At 61.2% G+C, this 20,380-nt stretch carries 17 protein-coding genes; 8 read left to right on the forward strand and 9 right to left on the reverse strand.

The features are described 5' to 3' along the window. Positions 1 to 188: 188 nt before the first annotated feature. Together CKW07_RS12235 and CKW07_RS12240 are read right to left on the reverse strand one after the other, a co-directional pair. Positions 189 to 2,597: a glucose/quinate/shikimate family membrane-bound PQQ-dependent dehydrogenase gene (locus tag CKW07_RS12235; protein ID WP_095145136.1), complete on the reverse strand. Its 2,409-nt coding sequence runs from the start codon at positions 2,595 to 2,597 to the stop codon at positions 189 to 191. 89 nt (positions 2,598 to 2,686) lie between these two features. Further along, entirely contained in the window at positions 2,687 to 4,069 is a 1,383-nt protein-coding gene (locus CKW07_RS12240) for a carbohydrate porin (RefSeq protein ID WP_095145137.1), read from the reverse strand. Between the two features lie 278 nt (positions 4,070 to 4,347). Here CKW07_RS12240 and CKW07_RS12245 point away from each other — a divergent pair, with 278 nt between their 5' ends. Both CKW07_RS12245 and CKW07_RS12250 read left to right on the forward strand, forming a co-directional pair. Continuing rightward, positions 4,348 to 4,578, forward strand: coding sequence for a VF530 family DNA-binding protein (locus CKW07_RS12245; protein WP_095079985.1), 231 nt, complete (start codon positions 4,348 to 4,350; stop codon positions 4,576 to 4,578). Positions 4,579 to 4,587: 9 nt separating this feature from the next. Beyond that, positions 4,588 to 5,259 carry a Pr6Pr family membrane protein gene (locus CKW07_RS12250; RefSeq protein ID WP_095145138.1) on the forward strand — a complete coding sequence of 224 codons (672 nt, stop codon included), beginning with the start codon at positions 4,588 to 4,590 and terminating at the stop codon, positions 5,257 to 5,259. Positions 5,260 to 5,394: 135 nt separating this feature from the next. On the opposite strand, the gene CKW07_RS12255 is transcribed toward CKW07_RS12250, so the two are convergent. The 3 genes from CKW07_RS12255 to CKW07_RS12265 all read right to left on the reverse strand — a co-directional run bounded on the left by CKW07_RS12255 (position 5,395) and on the right by CKW07_RS12265 (position 10,282). Beyond that, on the reverse strand, positions 5,395 to 6,180 hold the full coding sequence (locus CKW07_RS12255; protein ID WP_095145139.1) for a siderophore-interacting protein: 786 nt from the start codon (positions 6,178 to 6,180) through the stop codon (positions 5,395 to 5,397). Further along, positions 6,177 to 6,740, reverse strand: coding sequence for a PadR family transcriptional regulator (locus tag CKW07_RS12260; RefSeq protein WP_095145140.1), 564 nt, complete (start codon positions 6,738 to 6,740; stop codon positions 6,177 to 6,179). The genes CKW07_RS12255 and CKW07_RS12260 overlap by 4 nt, the downstream gene beginning before the upstream one ends. 425 nt (positions 6,741 to 7,165) lie before the next feature. Further along, positions 7,166 to 10,282 carry a transglycosylase domain-containing protein gene (locus CKW07_RS12265; protein WP_095145141.1) on the reverse strand — a complete coding sequence of 1,039 codons (3,117 nt, stop codon included), beginning with the start codon at positions 10,280 to 10,282 and terminating at the stop codon, positions 7,166 to 7,168. A 657-nt stretch (positions 10,283 to 10,939) separates the two neighbouring features. Between CKW07_RS12265 and CKW07_RS12270 the strand changes: the two genes are divergently transcribed. From CKW07_RS12270 to CKW07_RS12285, 4 genes are all read left to right on the forward strand, one after another. Beyond that, positions 10,940 to 12,361: an amino acid permease gene (locus CKW07_RS12270; RefSeq protein WP_095145142.1), complete on the forward strand. Its 1,422-nt coding sequence runs from the start codon at positions 10,940 to 10,942 to the stop codon at positions 12,359 to 12,361. 182 nt (positions 12,362 to 12,543) lie between these two features. Beyond that, entirely contained in the window at positions 12,544 to 12,924 is a 381-nt protein-coding gene (locus tag CKW07_RS12275; protein WP_095145337.1) for a GtrA family protein, read from the forward strand. Then, the gene (locus tag CKW07_RS12280) at positions 12,921 to 13,874 is read left to right on the forward strand and encodes a glycosyltransferase family 2 protein (RefSeq protein ID WP_095145143.1); all 954 of its coding nucleotides are present in this window, start codon (positions 12,921 to 12,923) and stop codon (positions 13,872 to 13,874) included. The genes CKW07_RS12275 and CKW07_RS12280 overlap by 4 nt, the downstream gene beginning before the upstream one ends. A gap of 25 nt (positions 13,875 to 13,899) precedes the next feature. Next, entirely contained in the window at positions 13,900 to 15,390 is a 1,491-nt protein-coding gene (locus CKW07_RS12285; RefSeq protein WP_095145144.1) for a glucosyltransferase domain-containing protein, read from the forward strand. Here CKW07_RS12285 and CKW07_RS12290 read toward each other — a convergent pair. The 3 genes from CKW07_RS12290 to CKW07_RS12300 are packed head-to-tail and all read right to left on the reverse strand — an operon-like array spanning position 15,365 to position 18,178. Next, positions 15,365 to 15,670: a putative quinol monooxygenase gene (locus CKW07_RS12290; protein WP_095145145.1), complete on the reverse strand. Its 306-nt coding sequence runs from the start codon at positions 15,668 to 15,670 to the stop codon at positions 15,365 to 15,367. The genes CKW07_RS12285 and CKW07_RS12290 overlap by 26 nt on opposite strands. A 56-nt stretch (positions 15,671 to 15,726) precedes the next feature. Continuing rightward, positions 15,727 to 17,343: an FMN-binding glutamate synthase family protein gene (locus tag CKW07_RS12295; RefSeq protein WP_095145146.1), complete on the reverse strand. Its 1,617-nt coding sequence runs from the start codon at positions 17,341 to 17,343 to the stop codon at positions 15,727 to 15,729. 34 nt (positions 17,344 to 17,377) lie between these two features. Beyond that, on the reverse strand, positions 17,378 to 18,178 hold the full coding sequence (locus CKW07_RS12300; protein ID WP_095145147.1) for a helix-turn-helix transcriptional regulator: 801 nt from the start codon (positions 18,176 to 18,178) through the stop codon (positions 17,378 to 17,380). 148 nt (positions 18,179 to 18,326) lie between these two features. On the opposite strand from CKW07_RS12300, the gene CKW07_RS12305 reads away from it, so the two are divergent. Both CKW07_RS12305 and CKW07_RS12310 read left to right on the forward strand, forming a co-directional pair. Further along, entirely contained in the window at positions 18,327 to 18,761 is a 435-nt protein-coding gene (locus CKW07_RS12305; protein WP_095145148.1) for an NUDIX domain-containing protein, read from the forward strand. Positions 18,762 to 18,785: 24 nt separating this feature from the next. Beyond that, positions 18,786 to 19,424, forward strand: a complete 639-nt coding sequence (locus tag CKW07_RS12310) for a LysE family translocator (protein ID WP_095145149.1) — start codon at positions 18,786 to 18,788, stop codon at positions 19,422 to 19,424. A 29-nt stretch (positions 19,425 to 19,453) separates the two neighbouring features. Here CKW07_RS12310 and metR read toward each other — a convergent pair whose 3' ends face one another. Then, complete coding sequence (metR, locus tag CKW07_RS12315; RefSeq protein WP_095145150.1) at positions 19,454 to 20,371, reverse strand: transcriptional regulator MetR; 918 nt, start codon at positions 20,369 to 20,371, stop codon at positions 19,454 to 19,456. Positions 20,372 to 20,380: the final 9 nt, after the last annotated feature.

Raw genomic sequence — 20,380 nt, forward strand, 5'->3', positions numbered from 1 at the left:
TCGACCTGATCGACGACCGACAGTTTAAAAGCCAGCGTGTAATCCCGCTGACTGCGCCTTTTGCCTGAATCCATTGTGTCCTCCTGAAAATAGGTCAGAAGGTGTAAACCTTATTCAGGACGGGACATTGCTCACAAAAAAGGCGGCTACCTTGCGGTAGTCGCCTTTTTCGTTGTCGCTGCTGGCGTTTAGTTGGCCAGTTTGTACGCGATCACATAGTCGCCCATTTTGGTTCCCAGGGAGCCGTGACCACCGACCACCAGCAGTACGTACTGCTGGCCATTCTTGCCGGTGTAGGTCATGGGGGTGGCTTGGCCGCCGGCCGGCAGGCGTGATTTCCACAGTTCCTTGCCGGTGTTGACGTCGTAGGCGCGCAGGTACTGGTCCAGGGTGCCGCTGAGGAAGCCCACGCCACCGGCGGTGACGATCGAGCCGCCCATGCTTGGCACGCCGATGGGCAGGCCGATTGGCAGTGGCGAGCTGTCGCGGCTGGTGCCGTTCTTGCGTTTCCACACCACTTTGCCGGTGGTCAGGTCGATACCGGCCACGTAGCCCCAGGCCGGTGCCTGGCACGGTACGCCGATCGGCGACATGAACGGGTGCATGATCACCGCGTAAGGTGCGCCCGTGTTGGGTTGCACGCCAGCGGTTTCGCTCTCGCGCTTGCTGCCTTCCGCCACTTGGGCGCGGGGCACCATTTTCGAGACGAAGGCCATGTAGTTCGGGCTGGTGAACAGCATCTGGCGCACCGGGTCAACGGAGACGCCGCCCCAGTTGAACACACCGACGTTACCCGGATAGATCAGGCTGCCTTGTTCCGACGGCGGGGTGTACTGACCGTCGTAACGCAGTTCCTTGAACTGGATGCGGCACAGCATCTGGTCGAACGGGCTGGCGCCCCACATGGCTTTTTCAGTCAGGTCCGGAGCCAACAGGTTCAGGTCCGAGCGCGCCTGGGTCGGGGCGGTACGGTCGCCAGGCACCGCGCCTTGTGGCGCCGCGACCTCGCGAATCGGCACGATCGGCGTGCCGTCGCGACGGTCGAGCACGTACAGGCTGCCCTGTTTGGTCGGTGCGATCAGCGCCGGCTTGATGCCGTCGGCGGTCTTCATGTCCAGCAGGGTCGGCTGGCTGCCGACGTCCATGTCCCACAGGTCGTGGTGGGTGAACTGATAGTTCCAGCGCACCTTGCCGCTGGACAGGTCCAACGCGACGATGCCAGCGCTGAATTTCTCGGCGCCCGGGGTACGGTCGGCGCCCCATTGGTCAGGGGTCTGGTTGCCCAGTGGCAGGTAGACCATGCCCAGCTTCTCATCGACGCTGGCCAGGGACCACATGTTGGCCGAGTTGCGGCTGTAGTGCTCGCCCGCCGGCAAAGGCTCGGTGGCGTCTGGCTTGTCGCTGTCCCAGTTCCACACCAGGTGACCGTCACGCACGTCAAAGGCGCGGATCACACCGGAGGGCTCGTTGGTCGACTCGTTGTCGGTGACGTGGCCACCCATGATCACCAGGTCGCGAGTGATCGCGGCAGGCGAGGTGGAGTAGTAGCCGCCCGGGGTGAACGGGCCGATGCCCTGGGTCAGGTCAACCACGCCTTGATTGCCGAAGCCTTCGCAGAGTTTGCCGGTGTCGGCGTTCAGGGCGATCAGACGTGCATCGGCGGTCGGCAGGTACAGGCGACGCGGGCAGGCCTGGGCAACGGCCTTGCCGGCTTCGGAGATGACGGCGGCCGAGGTATCCGCTTTGGCGTAGGCATTCTCGTCGTAGTAGGAAACGCCACGGCAGGTCATGTGGGCGAAGCCCTTGAAACCCACCGGGCTCTTGATCTGCGGGTCGAAGCGCCAGATTTCCTTGCCGGTATCCGGGTCCAGTGCCAGCACCTTGCTGTGGGCGGTGCAGGCATAGAGCATGCCGTTGGCCTTGAGCGGGGTGTTCTCGTTGGTCAGCTCCACCGGGTCACCGGCGGTCGGCAGGTCGCCAGTGCGGATGCGCCAGGCTTCCTGCAGCTGGCCAACGTTGTCCGGGGTGATCTGCTTGAGTGGCGAGTAGCGGTCGCCGAATTCGGTACGGCCATAGGCCTGCCAGTCGCCATCGGGCATTTGCGGTGCGGTACTGCTCATGTCGGCGCTGTCGCGACCCAATTCACCGAGGATTTCACCGGGGTGAGTGAACTGGCTGGCCAGGGCCGTGGCCCCCGCCAGCACCACGGCCACGCTCAGCGCGCCGGTGCCCAGCGGTGCAGCGCCGTTGCGCAGCAGCGGGCGGCGGAACCATGGCAGCAGCATCACTACGCCGAGGGCGAACCACAGTGACAGGCGCGGCACCAGTTGCCACCAGTCCAGGCCCACTTCCCACAGCGACCACGCGGTACTGGCCAGCAGCACCAGTGCGTACAGGCCCAGGGCAGCGCGATGGCCGGCCAGCAACAGAATGCCGGTCAGTACCAGGCCGATGCCGGCCAGCAGGTAGTACAGCGAGCCGCCGAGCAGGCTCAGCTTGATCCCCCCGGCCAGCAAGGCCAGGCCCATGAGTAGCAGCACAATGCCGAGCAGGCTCGGCATCAGGCGGCTTGGACTTGAAGCACCTTCAGTGCTCATAGTGCGATTCTCCGTGACGTTTCAAGTAGTCCCGCGCCTGTTCACTGTAGATGACGAACAGGCGTGGGCAGGGTTCGGTTACTGCGGGGTTAGAAGGACGACTGCACCTTGATCCCGCCGATCAGCGCGTCGTCGACCTCATTCACGCCACCCGGGTGGCGGATGTATTGCAGGTTCGGGCGCACGGTCAGCCAGTTGGTGACATGCACGCCGTAATAGAGCTCGGCGCTGTATTCGGTGTCTTGCGGCGGCAGATACGTCGGGTCGTCGTAGTCGAAGGCAGCGTGGGCCTGGTTGCTCGCCTCGGCGTTCTTGCGGTAGGCCGGGTTGACGTGGACCCGGGCGATGGCTGCGCCGATATCGTCCTTGGCACGGGCATCGAACAGGCCTTTGTAGACGACGCCGGCCTGGACGTAGTTATCGATGGCGTTGGTTTTCTTGTCGTGCATCGTGCCGTTGGCGAACACGCTCAGGCCGCGCGAGTGGTCGCTGGCAACGCTGGTCAATTGCTGCTGGATGCCCAGCCACATGCCGTGCTTGCTCGATGCGCTGCGGTACGCCTCGCCACTCAAGGCCGCGGGCTGGCCGTTGCTGTCCTTGTAGACATCGCTGGCGCTGGCGCTGCTGTAGTAGTAACCGGCACGGTATTCGCCCGGCAGGTCATTGAGTGTCGGCGTCCATACCAGCTCCACCGGCACGACGGTGCCCTGGGTGCCGCTGCCGCTGAGCTTGAAGCCGTTGTCCTTGTCCAGGTTCGAGGGGTTCTGCTCATAGGCCCCGATTTGCGCGTACAGCTCGGGTGTCAGGTGATACTTGACCCGCAGTGCCCATTGGCTGACCGGCCAGTTGTACCAGATGCCTCCAGCCCAGTTGCCGACCTGGGAGCCACAGAACGCCAGGTTCTGGAAGTCGCAGGGGAAGCTGTTGAAATCTTCGCCTTCACCAAAGCGGCCGGCCTTGATGTCGAGTTTTTCATCGAGGAATTTCTGCTGGTACCACATCTGCGTCAGGCGCGTGGTCTGGCCACGCCCCCAGACTTCCTGGGCCGAGGTGAAGCCACCGACCCGTGGATCGTTGATCCGGTCGTTGCTGATGTTGTTGCCGCTGCGCTTGGTGATGGTCAGTTGAAACTCGGCATCGTTCCAGCCGAGGATCTTTTGCAGGTCCAGGTGGCTGCCGAAGGCGAACTGGTCGCTGTAGCGCGCGGTGCGGTCCTGGTCGTAGCCGCCGTGCAGGTTACTGCCCATTTCGCCGGTGTAGTCGATTTTGAAGTCGTAACCTTGTTCCGCCAGTTCGCTGCGTGTGCCGTTCCAGTCACCGAGCATCCACGGTGACTCGCTATCGAAGGCCGGGGCGGCATGGGTGCAGGTGGCGAGGCCCAGGGCGGTAAGACCACTGAGCAGGCTCAGGGCATTTCGGCGGGCAATCGCTGTTGAGACAGCGCTGTCTCGTAAGGTCTGAAGGTCAGGCATAAAGAAGAAATTCGGGTCTTTTTCTATAGGAGAGAGCTGAACGCGCAAGGGGGTGAAACGATTGGGAGAAACGTTTCAGCTTGAGGGCGCAAGGATAATGATCTGTTACAAATAGAGAAAGGGCTTTTCTCGACATGAATCCTTTCGGATTCGGTAACAGTCAGCCGGGGGGGAAACTTCGCCTAGAGTTAAGGCTGTGCCGCACAGAATCCTTCCACCGCGGGGCCCCCTCGGCTAAGGTGCGCGCCTTCCTTACTTTCTTTGTGCAAAGGCCCGGCATGACCGAACACAACACCAACCCGCTGCACGGCGTGACGCTTGAGCAGATTCTCAATGCGCTGGTCCAACACTACGAGTGGTCGGGGTTGGCCGAGCGTATCGATATTCGTTGTTTCAAGAGCGATCCCAGCATCAAGTCGAGCCTGACCTTCCTGCGCAAGACACCATGGGCCCGCGAGAAAGTCGAAAAGCTCTACGTGAAACTGATGCGCACCAAACGTCCGCTCTAAGGAAAATCGATGCCTGTCGAGTTGACTCGAGGCTCCCCCGCCCAGAGCGGTTTGATCCGTCTGGTTGCTGTGCTGGGCTGGCTGGGCCTGAGCATTCAGATGTACCTGGTGTTGTACGGGCGCTGGAGCGTCGAGGCCAGCTTGCTGGGCGGGCTGGTGAGTTACTTCAGTTTCTTCACGGTGCTGACCAACACCCTGGCGGCGGCGGTGCTGACCTGTGCCGTGACCTCGCGGCAGTCCAGAGGCCGGCGCTGGCTGTTGCAGCCCTGGGTCAGTAGTGGCATCGCCGTGAGCATTGCCGTGGTCGGCCTGGCCTACAACCTGTTGCTGCGGCACTTGTGGCACCCGCAGGGTTGGCAGTTCGTGGCTGACGAATTGCTGCACGACATCATGCCGCTGGTGTTTTTGCTGTACTGGTGGCGCTGCGTGCCCAAGGGCACCTTGTACCTGGGGCACATCGGGTTGTGGGTGATCTACCCGCTGCTGTACTTCGCCTATGTCTTGCTGCGCGGGCACTCGCTGGGGTGGTACCCGTATCCCTTCATCGACGTCGACACGCTGGGGTATGCCCAGGTGTTCATCAATGCCGGTGGGGTATTGCTGGGGTTTGTGTTGATGGCGCTGCTGGTGGTGGGGCTGGATCGCTGGGGCGGGCGACGGAGTATGGCTCAAGGCCGGTAGTGCCGCCGATGCCGCCCGGCCCGCGCCCACCCTCAATCAAGCTTGCTCGCCACAGGGGTAAGTGTTCGCTATTCCTCTGTGTGGCGAGAGCAAGCCATGCAATCAAGACCGTTAGCGGGAGCGCGCTGGCGACGATCAGGTTTCGTCGCTGTCTCCCAGCCGCCAGTAGCCGACGGCTTTGATCTGTTGTTCGTCCAGGCCATGCTCATCGAGCAGTATCCGGCGAATCTGCCGCGAGACTTTGCTTTCCGTGGCGACCCAGGCATACAGATTGCCCTTGGGCACCTGCAGTTGTTTGACCGTGGTCAGCAGGTTGTCCTTGCCTGCTTCACGCAGCACCCAGATGACATTGACCTGGGCTGAGCTTTTCAGGGCTTGCTGCTCGGCAGCATTTTCCACCTCGACCACTACCAGCGCGCATCGGTTGGCTGCCAGGCCTTCCAGGCGCCGGGCGATGGCGGGCAGGGCGGTTTCGTCACCGATCAGCACATAGCTGTCGAAGATGTCCGGGACTACCATCGAGCCTCGCGGCCCTCCGATGTGCAGGCACTGGCCGGGTTTGGCCTGCGCCGCCCATGTCGCGGCAGGGCCGTCGCCGTGCAGGACGAAGTCGATGTCCAGTTCCAGGGTGTCCAGGTCATAACGGCGGGGCGTGTAGTCGCGCATCGCAGGCATCGGCCCGTTGTCCTTGCCGGAGCCCAGCACCAGAGTTTCCAGCGCTGCTTGCTCCGCGGCGGTTTGCGGGAAAAACAGTTTGACGTGGTCGTCGGTTCCCTGGCTGACAAAGCCCGCCAGTTCCGGCCCGCCGAGGGTGATGCGGCGCATGCGCGGGGTCAGGTCGACCACCCGCAGCACATGCAGGCGGCGACGTTTGAGTTCGTGGCTGACGCGGTGAATGGTGCTGGCAATCAGTTCGCTCATTCGGCGTGCTCCTGAGGGCCGTCAACGATGGCCTTGGCAGTATTGTTGAGCAGGTCACGTACCCGCAGGATTTCTGCCGGGCTCCAGCGCCCGTGATGCATCTGCAGGGCATGGCGCAGGTTGTGCACCGCTTCGTGGATCTCGGCGGGGCGGTCGTGGCCGCGCAATGAGCGCTTGCTCACCTCGATGCGCATGCGCACGCCGTCCAGGGCAACGGCCTGTTCGCTCAATGACAGGCGCCCGGCCTCGGTGATGGCGTAGCGTTTTTTTCCGCCAGCGGCATCGCCCAGGATCATTTCGCTTTCTTCAAGGAAGGTCAGGGTCGGGTAGATCACCCCGGGGCTGGGGCTGTACGCACCGTCGAACATGCCCTCGATCTGGCGGATCAGGTCGTAGCCGTGGCACGGCTGTTCGGCGATCAGCGCCAACAGCAACAATTTCAGATCGCCAGGAGCGAAGACCCTAGGGCCGCGTCCGCCCCGTTCACGGCCGGGACCAGGGCGTTTTTCGAAGCCGTCGCGGCCTTCAAGGTGTTCACGGTGGACATGATGGTCGCTCATTTTTCTTTCTCTCGTCGTATTTAGATATAACTTAAGATATATCTTTATAGAAAATCAAGAGAACAGGACCAACGGTGCGTGGCGAGCGCACCCTTGCGCGCTGAAGTCAAATGAGGGCCATAGGCCGAAGTGTCGTCCGTGTCAGTGGCGGTGATTGCATTTCCAGGTCATCCAATGATCAAGAATGGAATGGCCAGACCAGGCAAGGGCGTGGGTGAACAAAAGTTCAAGTACAGGCGTAATGCTGTTCAGTTCAGCGAGCGTCGACCTTTGTAGGAGCAGCCGGTCTCATCGCCTTAACTGAACAGCATTGCAACGACAGGCGGGTTTTCCGGGGGGGTCGGAAAGATCGAAGAGTAAAGAGTGCAAAATACATGACTACCGCCCTCGAACCGGTTTCGATTCGAGGCGGTGTTTTTGTCTGCTCAGGGCTTGGCACTGGCCATCGTTGGCTGACACTGTGTATTGCTTCCCGGTTGCAGGTAAGGGTTGAGAATGGGTGCCATCCCCTTGAGCACCTGCACCGGCAGTGCCGAGGTGAACTTGAAGTCCTGGGCCGATGCACCCGGGACGTAGGCGGTCAGGGTGCCGAAGTGGTGGTCGCCGATGTAGAACACAAAGGTCGCCGTGCGGTTGATCGCCTTGGAGCTGAGAATCCGCCCGCCAGAGCCGACGGCTTCGATGCGGTTGTCGCCGGTGCCGGTCTTGCCGCCCATGGCCAGCGGTGTGCCGTCAGCCAGCTTGAAACTGCCCGCCACGCGTCTTGCCGTACCGGCGTCGACCACTTGCGAGAGCGCATCGCGCAGGGCGGTCGCGACTTCCGAGGGCATGACTCGCTTGCCCTTGTCAGGGTCGTTGATCAATCTGGTTTCATAGGGTGTGTCGACGGCGAAATGCAGGGTGTCGATACGCAAGGTTGGCATGCGTACGCCATCGTTGAGAATGGTCCCGACCAACTCAGCCAGAGCGGCGGGACGGTCGCCGGAACTGCCAATGGCCGTGGCCAGTGACGGCACCAGGTGATCGAAGGGGTAACCCACTTGTTGCCAGCGCTGGTGGATGTCCAGGAACGCTTCGATCTCCAGCATGGTGCGGATACGGCTGTCGCGAGCGCTTTTGTGCCGGCTCTTGAACAGCCAGCTGTAAACCTCCTGGCGCTCGAATTGGCTGGCTTTGACGATCTGGCTGAACTTGGCGTCGGGGTTGTCGATCAGGTAGCCAATCAGCCACAGGTCCAGTGGGTGAACCTTGGCGATGAAGCCTTGGTCGGGCAAGTCATAGGAGCCGGGGCCATAGCTGTTGTAGAGCCGTTCCAGGCGTTCGTCGGTGAGACTTTCCTTGGTCTTGGCGGTTTTCAGGTGGGAGCGCACGAAGCTGTTGAAACTCTCCTGAGTGGCTTCGGGCAGCAGGTAGCGGTGCACGGCGGCCAAGCGAATCGGGGTCGGGTGCATGCTGTCCAGGAAGGTATCAAGGCGAGCCTGGGTATCCTTTTTCTGGTACTTCTTCCAGAACTTGAGCAGGAACGAAGTGCCCTCGCGGTCGGCGAACTGGGCCAGGTATTCCTGGCGCCGCGGGTTCACGTCATCCTTGAGCAACTGGCCGCTGTTGTCAGGCCCCGAATAGGTGGTGTAACGCACCAGGTCGCGCATCAGCCGGATAAAGGGCAGGTTGATCGACTCGCGAAGCGCATCGCGCAGGGTCGGCAGGCGGCCGTTGTCCTCTTTGCGGAAGTTGTGGAAGGTGTGCAATCCGCCCCCTGTGAAAAAGGCTTCGCCGGGGCTGGCCGAGTATTTGCGGTCCAGCGCGGCGCTGAGCATTAGCGGCAGGCTGCGGTCGGTGTTCTGGATCAGGTAGTCGACGGCCCAACGGCTCAGCCGGTCCTGCTCGGCGACTTCGACCGTTTTCAGTTCGGCCGGGGTCTTGGTTGCGTAACGGTCATGCAGCTCGGCCATGATTTGCAGGTAAGTGGTCAGCACGCGCAGCTTGGCGGTGGACCCCAGTTCCAGTTTGCTGCCTTCGTTGATGTCGAAGGGCTGGTCGGTGCTATCGGTCTGCACCCGCACCCGCGATCCGTCGGGGGTCAGTTCCAGCAAGGTAAAGCTGTAGCGCACTTGTGCGGTGCTGGTGGGGGTGAGCAGGCGTTCGCCGAACAGGCCGATTTCGGCGGCAAAGGTCGGGTCGGCGAGGCGCTTGAGGTAGGCGCTTGCCTGGGTTTGCAGATCGCCCTGCAAGGTGCTGGTGGCGGACAGATCGAGACGGTCCAGGTCATACAGCGGGCGGTTGAGTATCGAGGCCAGGCGACTGCGCGCAACGCTGATGCCTTTGTTGGTTTCAATCGGCTGGATGGTCGGTTGTTGCAACCAGTCACGGTAGCTCACCTTGCTGGCGAGCGCCGCGGTGGTCAGCGCGCTGTCGATCACGCCGTTCTGGGCCAGCAGGCGGATATGGCTATCGGTGAGGTCTGCCAATTCTTCTCGCCCCTTGGTCAGGTAGTACGATGGCCGGCGCTGGGCGATCATCAACGACAACACCTGACGCAGGGCCAGACCGCGTTGCGCCAGGCCTGCCGAGTCAGCGGCATCGCTGGCCAGGGCCTGGTTGACTTGATTGAAGTCGGCGCCGTACCAGACCCGCAATCCTTCGGCCATGCCATGCACTTCGCCATGGCCAGGCACGGCCGACAATGGCACGCTGTTGAGGTAGTCGCGCACGATGTTCTGCCGGGCTACCAGGGTCTGCGGGCCACCTTGATAGGCGCGCACGCTGGCGGAAATCATCTGGCGGATTTTTTCGCCGCCCGACACGGTCAGGCCGTCAGGCGAGTGGCGGTATTTTTCCAGCTGGGTGGCCAGGGTACTGCCGCCGGCTGTCTGGCCGGGCAAGTGAAGCATTTTGGCAACCTGCGACCAGGCGGCCTTGGCAAAGCGCGGCCAGTCTACGGCGGGGTTGGCCTTGGGCTGTTTAGGGTCCAGCAGTTCACGGTTTTCGATGAACAGCAGGCTATGGGTCACCAGCGGCGGGATCGTCGCGAAGCTCGAGTACAACTGTTGCGGGTACTTGAATTGATAGAGCGGGGCAGCGGTGCAATCGGTGATCGACAAGCCGGCCTGGATTTTCTCGGCATAGGGCACGAAAAAGCCGTTGAGGCTGTACTTGAGCAACTGGGGTGAAAAGCGGGTTTGCGCGGTTATCACGTAGTCACGCTTGAGCAGGCGGGGCAAAAACTCGCCCAGGGCGCTGTAGCCCAGGCGTTTGTCGAAAGGGCCGGCACCGGGGTAGAGAATCGAGTTGCTGGGGCCTGGCTGCATCGAATAACTCAACGAGGCTGCAAACCGGCTGAACTCGCGAGCCTGGAACCTGGAGGTGCGGACCTCCTTTTCGATGGCAAAGCCGAGCACGATCAGAATGATCACCAGCAATAGCCAGAATGACCCCCAGGCATAATGGCGGCGGGGTGATTTTTTCGGCGGTAAAGGCGCTTCGTCCACGCTGTCAGTTGGCACCACAGTTTTACTCGAATCGGTTTGCCACAAAGCGCCCATAGTCGACTGATCCATTCACGCAGATTTATCGGACTTGCCTGAAGCTTAGACGCTGGTTGGCGCGGGTGAAAAATTTGTGAAGGGATAAAGTGTGATGGCAGGTATTGGCCTCTGCGTGGTCAGCGAGCTTACTCGCGCTGGACGGCGCAGCCGTCCCGATACAGCCATTGAAGCGTGCCAGGTAATCCGCATTCAGCTGCATTGCGGTGGTTGCGCCACCGAGCGGGAGCAAGCTCCCTCGCCACGGGGGTAAGTGCTGCCTGAAAGTAGTGAGCCTGAGCCACAGGGATAGTCCTAGCCTGAAAGTACTGAGATAGAGCCATCAATCTGGTAAATACGGCCTAGGTAGGGGCATGACGTTGCACCATGGCTGTGCAATACTCGGCGCCGCTTTGCTGGCGAGTTAATGCCAGTTTCCAGGTAATGCACCTCCGTAAATGCCGCTTTCGCCGAGATTTCTTTCTGAATATTGGTTTTTATTGAGTGAAAACACCTGTTGATGGCTCTTTATACTGCACGTCCCGCTGATCTTGCAGGATTTGTCCTACAAGAAGGCTCTGCTCACGAAGTGGATCCGGTATCACGGCGCACAGGCTTACCGGTCTGTACGTCGACGCTCGGTGGTCATATCCAATAACAAGACGAGGATGTCCCCCTATGCCTGTTGGCAATCACCAGCCCCACGGCGAGACCGCTCAAGGCGGCCCGCTCAAACGCGAACTCGGCGAACGGCATATTCGCTTGATGGCGCTCGGCGCCTGTATCGGTGTCGGCCTGTTCCTCGGTTCGGCCAAGGCCATTGAGATGGCGGGCCCGGCAATCATGCTGTCTTACATCATCGGCGGTCTGGCGATCCTGGTGATCATGCGCGCCCTGGGCGAGATGGCGGTGCACAACCCGGTGGCGGGTTCGTTCAGTCGTTACGCCCAAGACTACCTTGGCCCGTTGGCGGGCTTTCTCACCGGCTGGAACTACTGGTTCCTGTGGCTGGTGACCTGCGTCGCGGAAATTACCGCGGTGGCGGTGTACATGGGCATCTGGTTCCCCGATGTGCCGCGCTGGATCTGGGCGTTGGCGGCGTTGGTGAGCATGGGTTCGATCAACCTGATCGCCGTGAAGGCGTTCGGTGAGTTCGAGTTCTGGTTCGCCCTGATCAAGATTGTCACCATTATCGCCATGGTGCTTGGCGGTATCGGCATCATCGCCTTCGGCTTCGGCAACGACGGCGTCGCGCTGGGGATTTCCAACCTGTGGGCCCACGGTGGCTTCATGCCTAATGGTGTGCAGGGCGTGCTGATGTCCCTGCAAATGGTGATGTTCGCCTACCTGGGTGTGGAGATGATCGGCCTGACCGCCGGTGAAGCGAAGAACCCGCAGAAGACCATCCCGAATGCGATCGGCTCGGTGTTCTGGCGCATTCTGCTGTTCTACGTTGGCGCGCTGTTCGTGATCCTGTCGATCTACCCATGGAACGAAATCGGCACCCAGGGCAGCCCGTTCGTGATGACCTTTGAACGCCTGGGCATCAAGACCGCTGCCGGCATCATCAACTTCGTGGTGATCACGGCCGCACTGTCGTCCTGCAATGGCGGTATCTTCAGCACCGGGCGCATGCTCTACAGCCTGGCGCAAAATGGCCAGGCCCCGGCCGGTTTCGCCAAGACCTCGAGCAACGGCGTACCTCGTCGTGCCTTGCTGCTGTCGATCGGCGCACTGCTGCTGGGTGTGCTGCTGAACTACCTGGTGCCGGAAAAAGTCTTTGTCTGGGTCACTGCCATCGCGACCTTCGGTGCGATCTGGACCTGGGTCATGATCCTGCTGGCACAACTCAAGTTCCGCCAGGGCCTGAGCCCGTCCGAGCGTGCCGCCCTCAAGTACCGCATGTGGCTGTACCCGGTAAGTTCCTACCTGGCGCTGGCGTTCCTGGTGCTGGTAGTCGGCCTGATGGCGTACTTCCCGGACACCCGCATCGCGCTGTACGTAGGGCCTGCGTTCCTGGTGCTGCTGACCGTGCTGTTCTATGCGTTCAAGCTGCAACCCACGAACCTGTCGCAAGGTGCAGTGCGCTCGGCTTCCTGAGTCGCTGACACGCTGTCCTGACCTGTTTCGCCCAAACGCCCGGTGCACTGCATCGGGCGTTTTTGTTTGCAACGAAGGGATGTCCGCCGGTCTGTTTGCCGCCGGGAAAGTAGACAAGCCGGGAAGCAGTGCCAAGCTGGATGAACTATCCGGTGCCGGCAGGCAGGTTGGAAACCAACGTCATGCTCAGAACGCCTGCGTTTCGCGGCTTTTCCAGGTTCGCTTCCATTGGCCTGCTCAATACGCTGATTCACTGGACGGTTTTTTTCGTCCTGTACGGGCTGCTGGGGCTGCGCCAGGCACCCAGTAATCTGGCGGCTTTTTGCCTGGCGGTGACGTTCTCTTTTTACGCCAATGCCCGATACACCTTTCAGCGCCGGGCAACCCTCCCGCGTTATCTACTGTTTGTGACCTTCATGGGGGCGCTGAGCTTTGGCGTGGGCTACGGCGCGGACCACTGGCGGTTGCCCGGGCTGCTGACCCTGATGGTGTTTTCGGCCATCAGCCTGGTCTGCGGTTTTCTCTTTTCCAGGTTCCTGGTCTTTCGGGAGCCCGAGGCATGAAAATCTCGTTGATCGTCCCGGTGTTCAACGAGGAGCAGGCGATCAACCTGTTCTATCAGGCCGTTCGTCAGCAATTGGTACTGGCCGATGGCGTGGTCGAGATCGTGTTTATCAACGACGGCAGTTCGGACCGCACCGCGGAGCATGCCAAAGCGCTCGCGCTGGCGGACGAGCATGTGTTGCTGATCAACTTCTCGCGTAACTTCGGCAAGGAACCGGCGCTGTTTGCCGGGTTGGAATACGCCACTGGTGATGCGGTGATTCCAATGGATGTGGACCTGCAGGACCCCATCAGTGTGATCCCCTTGTTGATAGCCGAATGGAAGAAGGGGGCGGATGTGGTGCTCGCCAAACGTCACGGGCGCGCCGCCGACAGTTATCTGAGACGCCACAGTGCGGCGTTGTTCTATCATCTGCTGAACCGGATTGCGTACACCCGGATTGAAGAGAACGTCGGCGATTTTCGCCTGATGGACCGCAAGGTGGTGAACGTGATCCGTACGCTGCCGGAGCACCGATTGTTCATGAAGGGAATCTTGTCGTGGGCGGGGTTCAACACGGTGGTGGTCGAGTATGAACGGGCCGGGCGTGTGGCGGGGACCACCAAGTTCAACTTCTGGAAGTTGTGGAACCTGGCACTGGAAGGCATTACCTCGTTCAGTACCGTCCCGTTGCAGTTGTGGACCTACGTGGGCAGTGCGGTTTCCCTGTTCGCCCTGGTCTATGCGCTGTACATGGTTCTGGACAAGATTTTCTTTGGCAACAGCGTGCCCGGCTACCCGTCGCTGATGACCGCTATTCTGTTTCTGGGCGGTGTTCAGCTGATTGGCATTGGCATATTGGGTGAGTACATCGGCCGGATTTATATCGAATCCAAGCATCGTCCGCGTTATGTGATCAAGGACATTGTCGGCCGCCCGGGCAACGTGAGCCCTGCGGAGCGTCAGTGAGGTCCGGGCCAGGACAGGAGCGCGAATGAACGTGGCCAACATTGCGAACAAGGAACTGCCCTGGCGTGATGTGTTGGCGTTCTTTGTGTTGGCTGCGTTTATGTACATCTTGCCGTTGATCCTGGCGGACTATTACTACATCGACGACAACTGGCGATCATTGTCCGCCGGTACGGCCTGGGCAGAACAGGGCCGCTGGGTGGCCGAGTTGTTCTACCGCGGCCTGACGTTTTCCTCGGGTGCTCCCCATGTCTTCCCGTTGCCCCTGCTGATAGCCGTCATTGCCATTGCCCTGGCCATGACTCGCCTGACATTTCACTACTACCCCCGGCCCACGTTGTCGTGCTGCCTGGTGGTACTGCCGCTCTGGTACAACCCGTTTTTTCTACAGAACCTGTCCTATCAATACGATGGTCCGACCATGGCGTTGAGCCTGGTGGCCATGGTCTACGCCATTACCGTTAGTGCGAAATCGGTGCTGTGGCGGGTGTTGGTTCCTGGCGTCCTGGTCACCCTTGGCATGGGGTTTTATCAGCTCAGCATCAACGTGTTCCTGGGGCTGTGCTGCATAGAACTGGTCAGGGCGGCCAGTGAAGGCCGCTCATGGCAGGACATTCGTGGGTTGTGCCTGATGAAGGGCGCACAGTTGATCTGTGGGGTGTTTTTTTACTCTGTGACGACGCATCAGTCGATCATTGCCGAGCGCTTGCCGATGCAGTCCCTGAGCGCCAACGGACTCGTTCAGGTGGGCGTGAATATCAACACCGTGGCGGACAAGGTTGTGCTGTTGTTCGAGGGTGGCAATCGCGGGTGGCTGTGGGCGGTGCTGCTGTGTGCGGCGCTCGGCGCGGTGCAGGTCACGGTTGCGTTGTGCAAGCGACCAGACCGCCTGTGGCGCAAGGGATGTCTGGGCCTGCTGTGCCTGCTGACACTGCCGCTGCTGCTATTGCTGGTGTGTGGTGCAACGCTGTTGTTCAGGGACTTCAATGAAGGCGCCAGGACCCTGTTGGGCTTTGGTGTCTTGTGGGTGTTTGTCTACTACTTGAGCCGGCGCGGGCTGGAGGCTGTCGACTCACGGCTGGGGTTGTTGCTGGCCATTCCCTTGCTCAGCATGTTGGTACTGTCCTTTGCCTACGGGCGAGTACTGACGGTGCAGAAGGAGTTCGCCACCAGTGCGCTGTTTTCACTGGGCCATGACATCGCTTCCAACCGCCCGTTGCGCGAGGCCAAGCGCATCTACATGGCGATCAATTATTCCGACCGTTGGCTGGCGAAGGCGAGCGGATCATTCAAGGTCATGCCGGTGCTGGGGTACATCCTGAATGTCGACTTCTACATGTTGGCCGAGAACCTGCCCAGGGTCGGCATCAACAATGTGTTTCCCGAGAAGGAGCGACTCAACGCGACCCTCGTGGGATACCAAGGGTTCGCGCCGGTGGTCGACAGCCAGTTTTACAATATGTATCTGGTGGGCGATTACGGCTTCATTGTCATGAAGGAACCGCCACGTCCGTAAACGCGTCCATCAGCACCACGATGCAGTCCCGGGCCTGATAACGATTGATCTGCGGTACCAGCCGGCGGAAGTGCTCCGACTGGCAATGGGCATCCAGGGCGGCCTGATTCGGCCATTGTTCGATGAAGATGAAATGCCCAGGGTCTTTCTGATCGACGAACAGATCGTAGGTGATGCAATCCGCTTCCTGACGGGTTTTCTCCACCAGTTCGGCGTACCACGGGCGGACGGTTTCGAGGTGTTCGGGTTTGATGAAGTCCTGGGCAATCACTTTGAGCATGGGTTCTTCCTTGATGCTGGGCCCGTCCTCTGGGAGGACGGGCGTTGGGTGAGGTTTCAGGCCGCCACGTCATTGGCCTCGAAGCTGTCGGCCCGTGCCATTTGCCACATCCGCGAATAGAACTCGCCGTTCACTTCGCCAGTGAGCAACTCACCGGGTTTGAGGAACACGTGCAGCTGGGAAAACAGTTTGATCTCGGTGGCGGACATACGTCGCACCAGGTGCTTGGCTGACAATTGCGAGGGGTGTTCGAGCCCGGCGGCGGCGAGCATTTCGGCCAGTGCCTTGAGGGTGCTGCGGTGGAAGTTGAAGACCCGCTCGGCCTTGTCCGGTACCACCAGGGCGCGCTGGCGCAGGGTGTCCTGGGTGGCGACACCGGTTGGGCATTTGTTGGTGTGGCAGCTTTGCGACTGAATGCAGCCGATGGCGAACATGAAGCCACGGGCTGAGTTGGCCCAGTCGGCGCCGATGGCCAGGACGCTGGCAATGTCGAAGGCGCTGACGATCTTGCCGCTGGCACCGAGCTTGATCTTGTCCCGCAGGTTCAGGCCCACCAGGGTGTTGTGCACGAACAGCAGGCCTTCGCGCATCGGCACGCCGATGTGGTCGGTGAACTCCACCGGTGCGGCGCCCGTGCCGCCCTCCTTGCCGTCGACCACGATGAAGTCCGGCAGGATGCCGGTTTCCAGCATGGCCTTGGCGATGCCCATGAACTCCCACGGGTGGCCCAGGCAGAACTTGAAGCCCACCGGTTTGCCGCCGGAGAGTTCACGCAGTTGCTGGATGAAGTGCATCATTTCGATCGGCGTAGAAAACGCGCTGTGGCGCGACGGTGATACGCAGTCCTGACCCATGGGGACGCCACGGGTGTCGGAGATTTCCCGGGTGACCTTGTGCTTGGGCAGGATGCCGCCGTGGCCGGGCTTGGCGCCTTGGCTCATCTTGATTTCGATCATCCGCACTTGCGGGTCCTGTGCCTGGGCGGCGAAGCGCTCCGGGTCGAAACGTCCGTCGGCGGTGCGGCAGCCGAAATAGCCGCTGCCCAATTCCCAGGTCAGGTCGCCGCCGTGTTCGCGGTGATAGGGGCTAATGCTGCCTTCACCGGTGTCATGGGCGAAGTTGCCGAGTTTGGCGCCCTGGTTCAATGCCCGAATGGCGTTGGCGCTCAGCGAGCCGAAACTCATCGCCGAGATGTTGAACAGCGACGCCGAGTACGGCTGGCGGCACTGCGGGCCGCCGACGGTCACCCGGAAACCGCTAGGGTCGCTCAGGGGCGCGGGGCGCATGGAGTGGCCAATGAACTCGAAACCGGACTGGTACACATCGACCAGCGTGCCGAAAGGTTTGTCGGCACTTTCATTTTTGGCGCGCGAGTAGACCAGTGAACGCTGGGCCCGGGAGAAGGGCAGGGCGTCGCTGTCGGATTCGAGCAAGTACTGGCGGATTTCCGGGCGAATGCCTTCCACCAGGTAGCGGATATTGCCCAGGATCGGGTAGTTGCGGCGCACCGCGTGGGGGCTTTGCAACAGGTCGAAGATACCCAGCAGGCTCAGCAGGCCGGTGACGATGGAGATCGGCCACACCCAGTCGTGTTCAAGAAACGGCAGGCTGGCGAGGGTGAAGATCACGCAGAGGGCAAAGAAGGCGTAGCGGCTCAGGAGTGACAGGCTCATACGGGTTCCTTGGGTTCGGAATCATCAGGTTTCGTCAGGCATTTTGTGCCTGGAGAAAGATCGAAAACAGCTCGGACTGGGATTTGATCCCCAGCTTGCTGTAGATGTGTTTCTTATGGACTTTCACGGTTTCAGCGGAGATTTCCAGCTTACGGGCGATTTCCTTGCTGGAGCAACCGCTGAGCATCCAGCGGCCGACATCCAGTTCCCGGGCCGTCAGTTGTGCGCCCTTGATCTGTTTGAGCGAGTCTTCGAGACGGATGCGCCAGTCACCCTGGCGGGCCGTTGGATCAGGGACCGATGCCGCTGCGGATTCGTAGGGCAGGCGCTGGCGCAGCAGGCTCAGGACCCATGGCTGGATCAGCGACAGCAGGGCAATCTGCTCGCTGCCAAAGCGCTGTTTGCTGCCCAGGGAAAGGCACAGCGTGCGGTCTCCCTCCAGCTGGCAATTGAACTGGATTTCATCGGCCACCACATTCAAGCGGAAGTAGCGCTGGTAGTACTCGGTCAGTTCGAAGTGCTCCGGCGCTACTTCGGCCAAGCGATAGAGGCCGGTGCGCGATTGCTCGCGGCAGGCGATGTAGAACGGGTCCAGCAGGAACAACCCCATGAGGTAGTCCTGAAACAGCGGGTCGGGGCGGCCGTCCTCGCTTGGGCATTCGGCGAAGACCCGGGGGCGTTGGTCGCCGTCGTACAACAGCACCACCCAGCTGTCGAAGCTCACGTACTGATCCAGCAAGCGCAGCAGTTGAGTCCAGAAGTTGGGCTTGTCCAGAGCGTCGATCAGTTGCCCGATCGAGCGGTGCCAGGCGATGTCTTCCAGCGATTGATTCATTGAGCGTTCCCTATCGGGTTACCCCGGCCAGGCGACATACTGGCTCACCCGGACTGTCCGGGCAATCTCGCTGCCGGCAGACGGGGCGTGACGCAGACGCGGCGCGCATGTGATCCTTGGCGTTTTTCTCTAGGGCCATCGTTGATCCATGACGCTTTCATCTTCTGCTTCGCCTCGCATTATCCGCATCGCCGCTGCCCTGCTGATCGGCCCCGACGGCCGAACCCTACTGGTGCGCAAGCGCGGTACCCAGGCCTTTATGCAGCCGGGCGGCAAGATTGAAGCCCATGAGTTGCCCGTGAATGCCCTGGCCCGTGAACTGGAGGAAGAGTTGGGGTTGGTGATCAATCCGGCGCACGCCAGGTTCCTGGGACAGTTTTCAGCCCCCGCGGCCAACGAGCCGGGATTCATCGTACAAGCCGACATCTTCCAGCTGGCTGTCGACGTGCCGGTGTCCCCGGCCGCGGAGATCGAAGAGGTGATCTGGATCGATCCTGCCGGCGACGGCGAAGTGGTCCTGGCGCCATTGACAAGGGACCTGATCCTGCCGTTTTATCGCAGTTCTCTGCAGGCTTCGGCCTGATCGCTCACGGACAAGGATTGCGCCATGATTGCCACCCACGACCTGTTGATTTTCGCTGCGGCTTCCCTGCTGCTGGTGCTGACGCCCGGGCCGAACATGATCTACCTGATCTCCCGTTCGATCTGTCAGGGGCGCAAGGCCGGCGTGACGTCGTTGCTGGGGGTGGTGGCGGGATTTTTCGTGCACTTGTTCGCGGCGGCGGCAGGTTTGACCGCAGTGTTCCTGGCGGTGCCGATGGCCTACGAAGCGCTCAAGTGGGCAGGTGCGCTGTACTTGCTGTGGATGGCCTGGCAGGCGGTCAAGCCGGGAGCACGTTCGCCGTTCGAAGCCCGGCAACTGCCACCGGACTCGTCGCGCAAACTGATGCTCATGGGCTTTTTGACCAGCGCGCTGAACCCGAAAATCGCAGTGTTCTATCTCTCGGTCTTCCCGCAGTTCATCAACCCTGAAAACGGCTCGATCTTCTTCCAGAGCATCGCCCTGGGCCTGACCCAGATCAGCGTGAGCTTTACCGTGAACCTGTTGATCGCCCTGTTCGCGGCGGGCATCGCCTCCTGGTTCGTCAACAACCCGACCTGGCTGGCGGTGCAGCGTTACTTCATGGGCTTCGTGCTGGCGGGCCTGGCGGTACGGCTGTTGTCCGAGCCGCGGCGGATGGTCTGAAGCTGCAAGCTTTAAGCTTGCGGCTGCTTCTAACGTACCGCACTCACCCCATCCAGGGTCGAGAACGAGGTGTCTTTGGCCGTCAGCAAGAAGTCGCGCATGTACGGCGCGTCGAGCATGTCGGCGCGGATGCCGGCGTACAGCGTGGCAAACAGACCTTTCTCACCCAGCCGCTTGGCCTTCACATAGCCACGTGAGCTGTATTCATGCAGTGCCCAATGGGGCATGCCGCAGACGCCACGGCCGCTGGCCACCAGTTGCATCATCATCACGGTCAGTTCCGAGGTGCGCACTTGCGCCGGCTCGATGTCGGCTGGCTCCAGGAAGCGGGTGAAGATGTCCAGCCGGTCACGCTCTACCGGATAGGTGATCAGGGTTTCAGTGAGCAGGTCTTCGGGCACGATGTAGGGCTTGTTCGCCAGCCGATGCTGGTTGGCCACCGCGAGCATCGCTTCGTAGGTGAACAGAGGTACGTAGGTGATCCCGGTCAGCTCCAGCGGGTCGGACGTCACCACCAGGTCCAGGTCGCCACGGGCCAGGGCAGGCAGCGGGGCGAAGGAAAAACCGGAGGCCAGGTCCAGTTCGACTTCCGGCCAGGCATCGCGGAACTGGTCGATGGTCGGCATCAGCCACTGGAAGCAACTGTGGCATTCGATCGCCATGTGCAGCCGTCCGGCGGTGCCGCCCGCCAGGCGCGCGATGTCGCGCTCGGCGCCACGCAGCAGCGGCAGGGTGGCGTCGGCCAGTTGCAGCAGGCGCAGGCCGGCGCTGGTGAAGCGCACCGGCTTGGTTTTGCGCACGAACAACGGCATGCCCATGCGCTCTTCCAGCTCCTTGAACTGGTGGGACAGGGCTGACTGGGTCAGGTGCAGGCGTTCGGCGGCTTCGACCAGGCTATCGGCTTCGCGCAAGGCGTGCAGGGTCTTCAGGTGACGGATTTCGAGCACCGTGGCCTC

The organism is Pseudomonas sp. Irchel s3b6 (genome assembly GCF_900187415.1).
Classification (GTDB): Bacteria; Pseudomonadota; Gammaproteobacteria; order Pseudomonadales; family Pseudomonadaceae; genus Aquipseudomonas.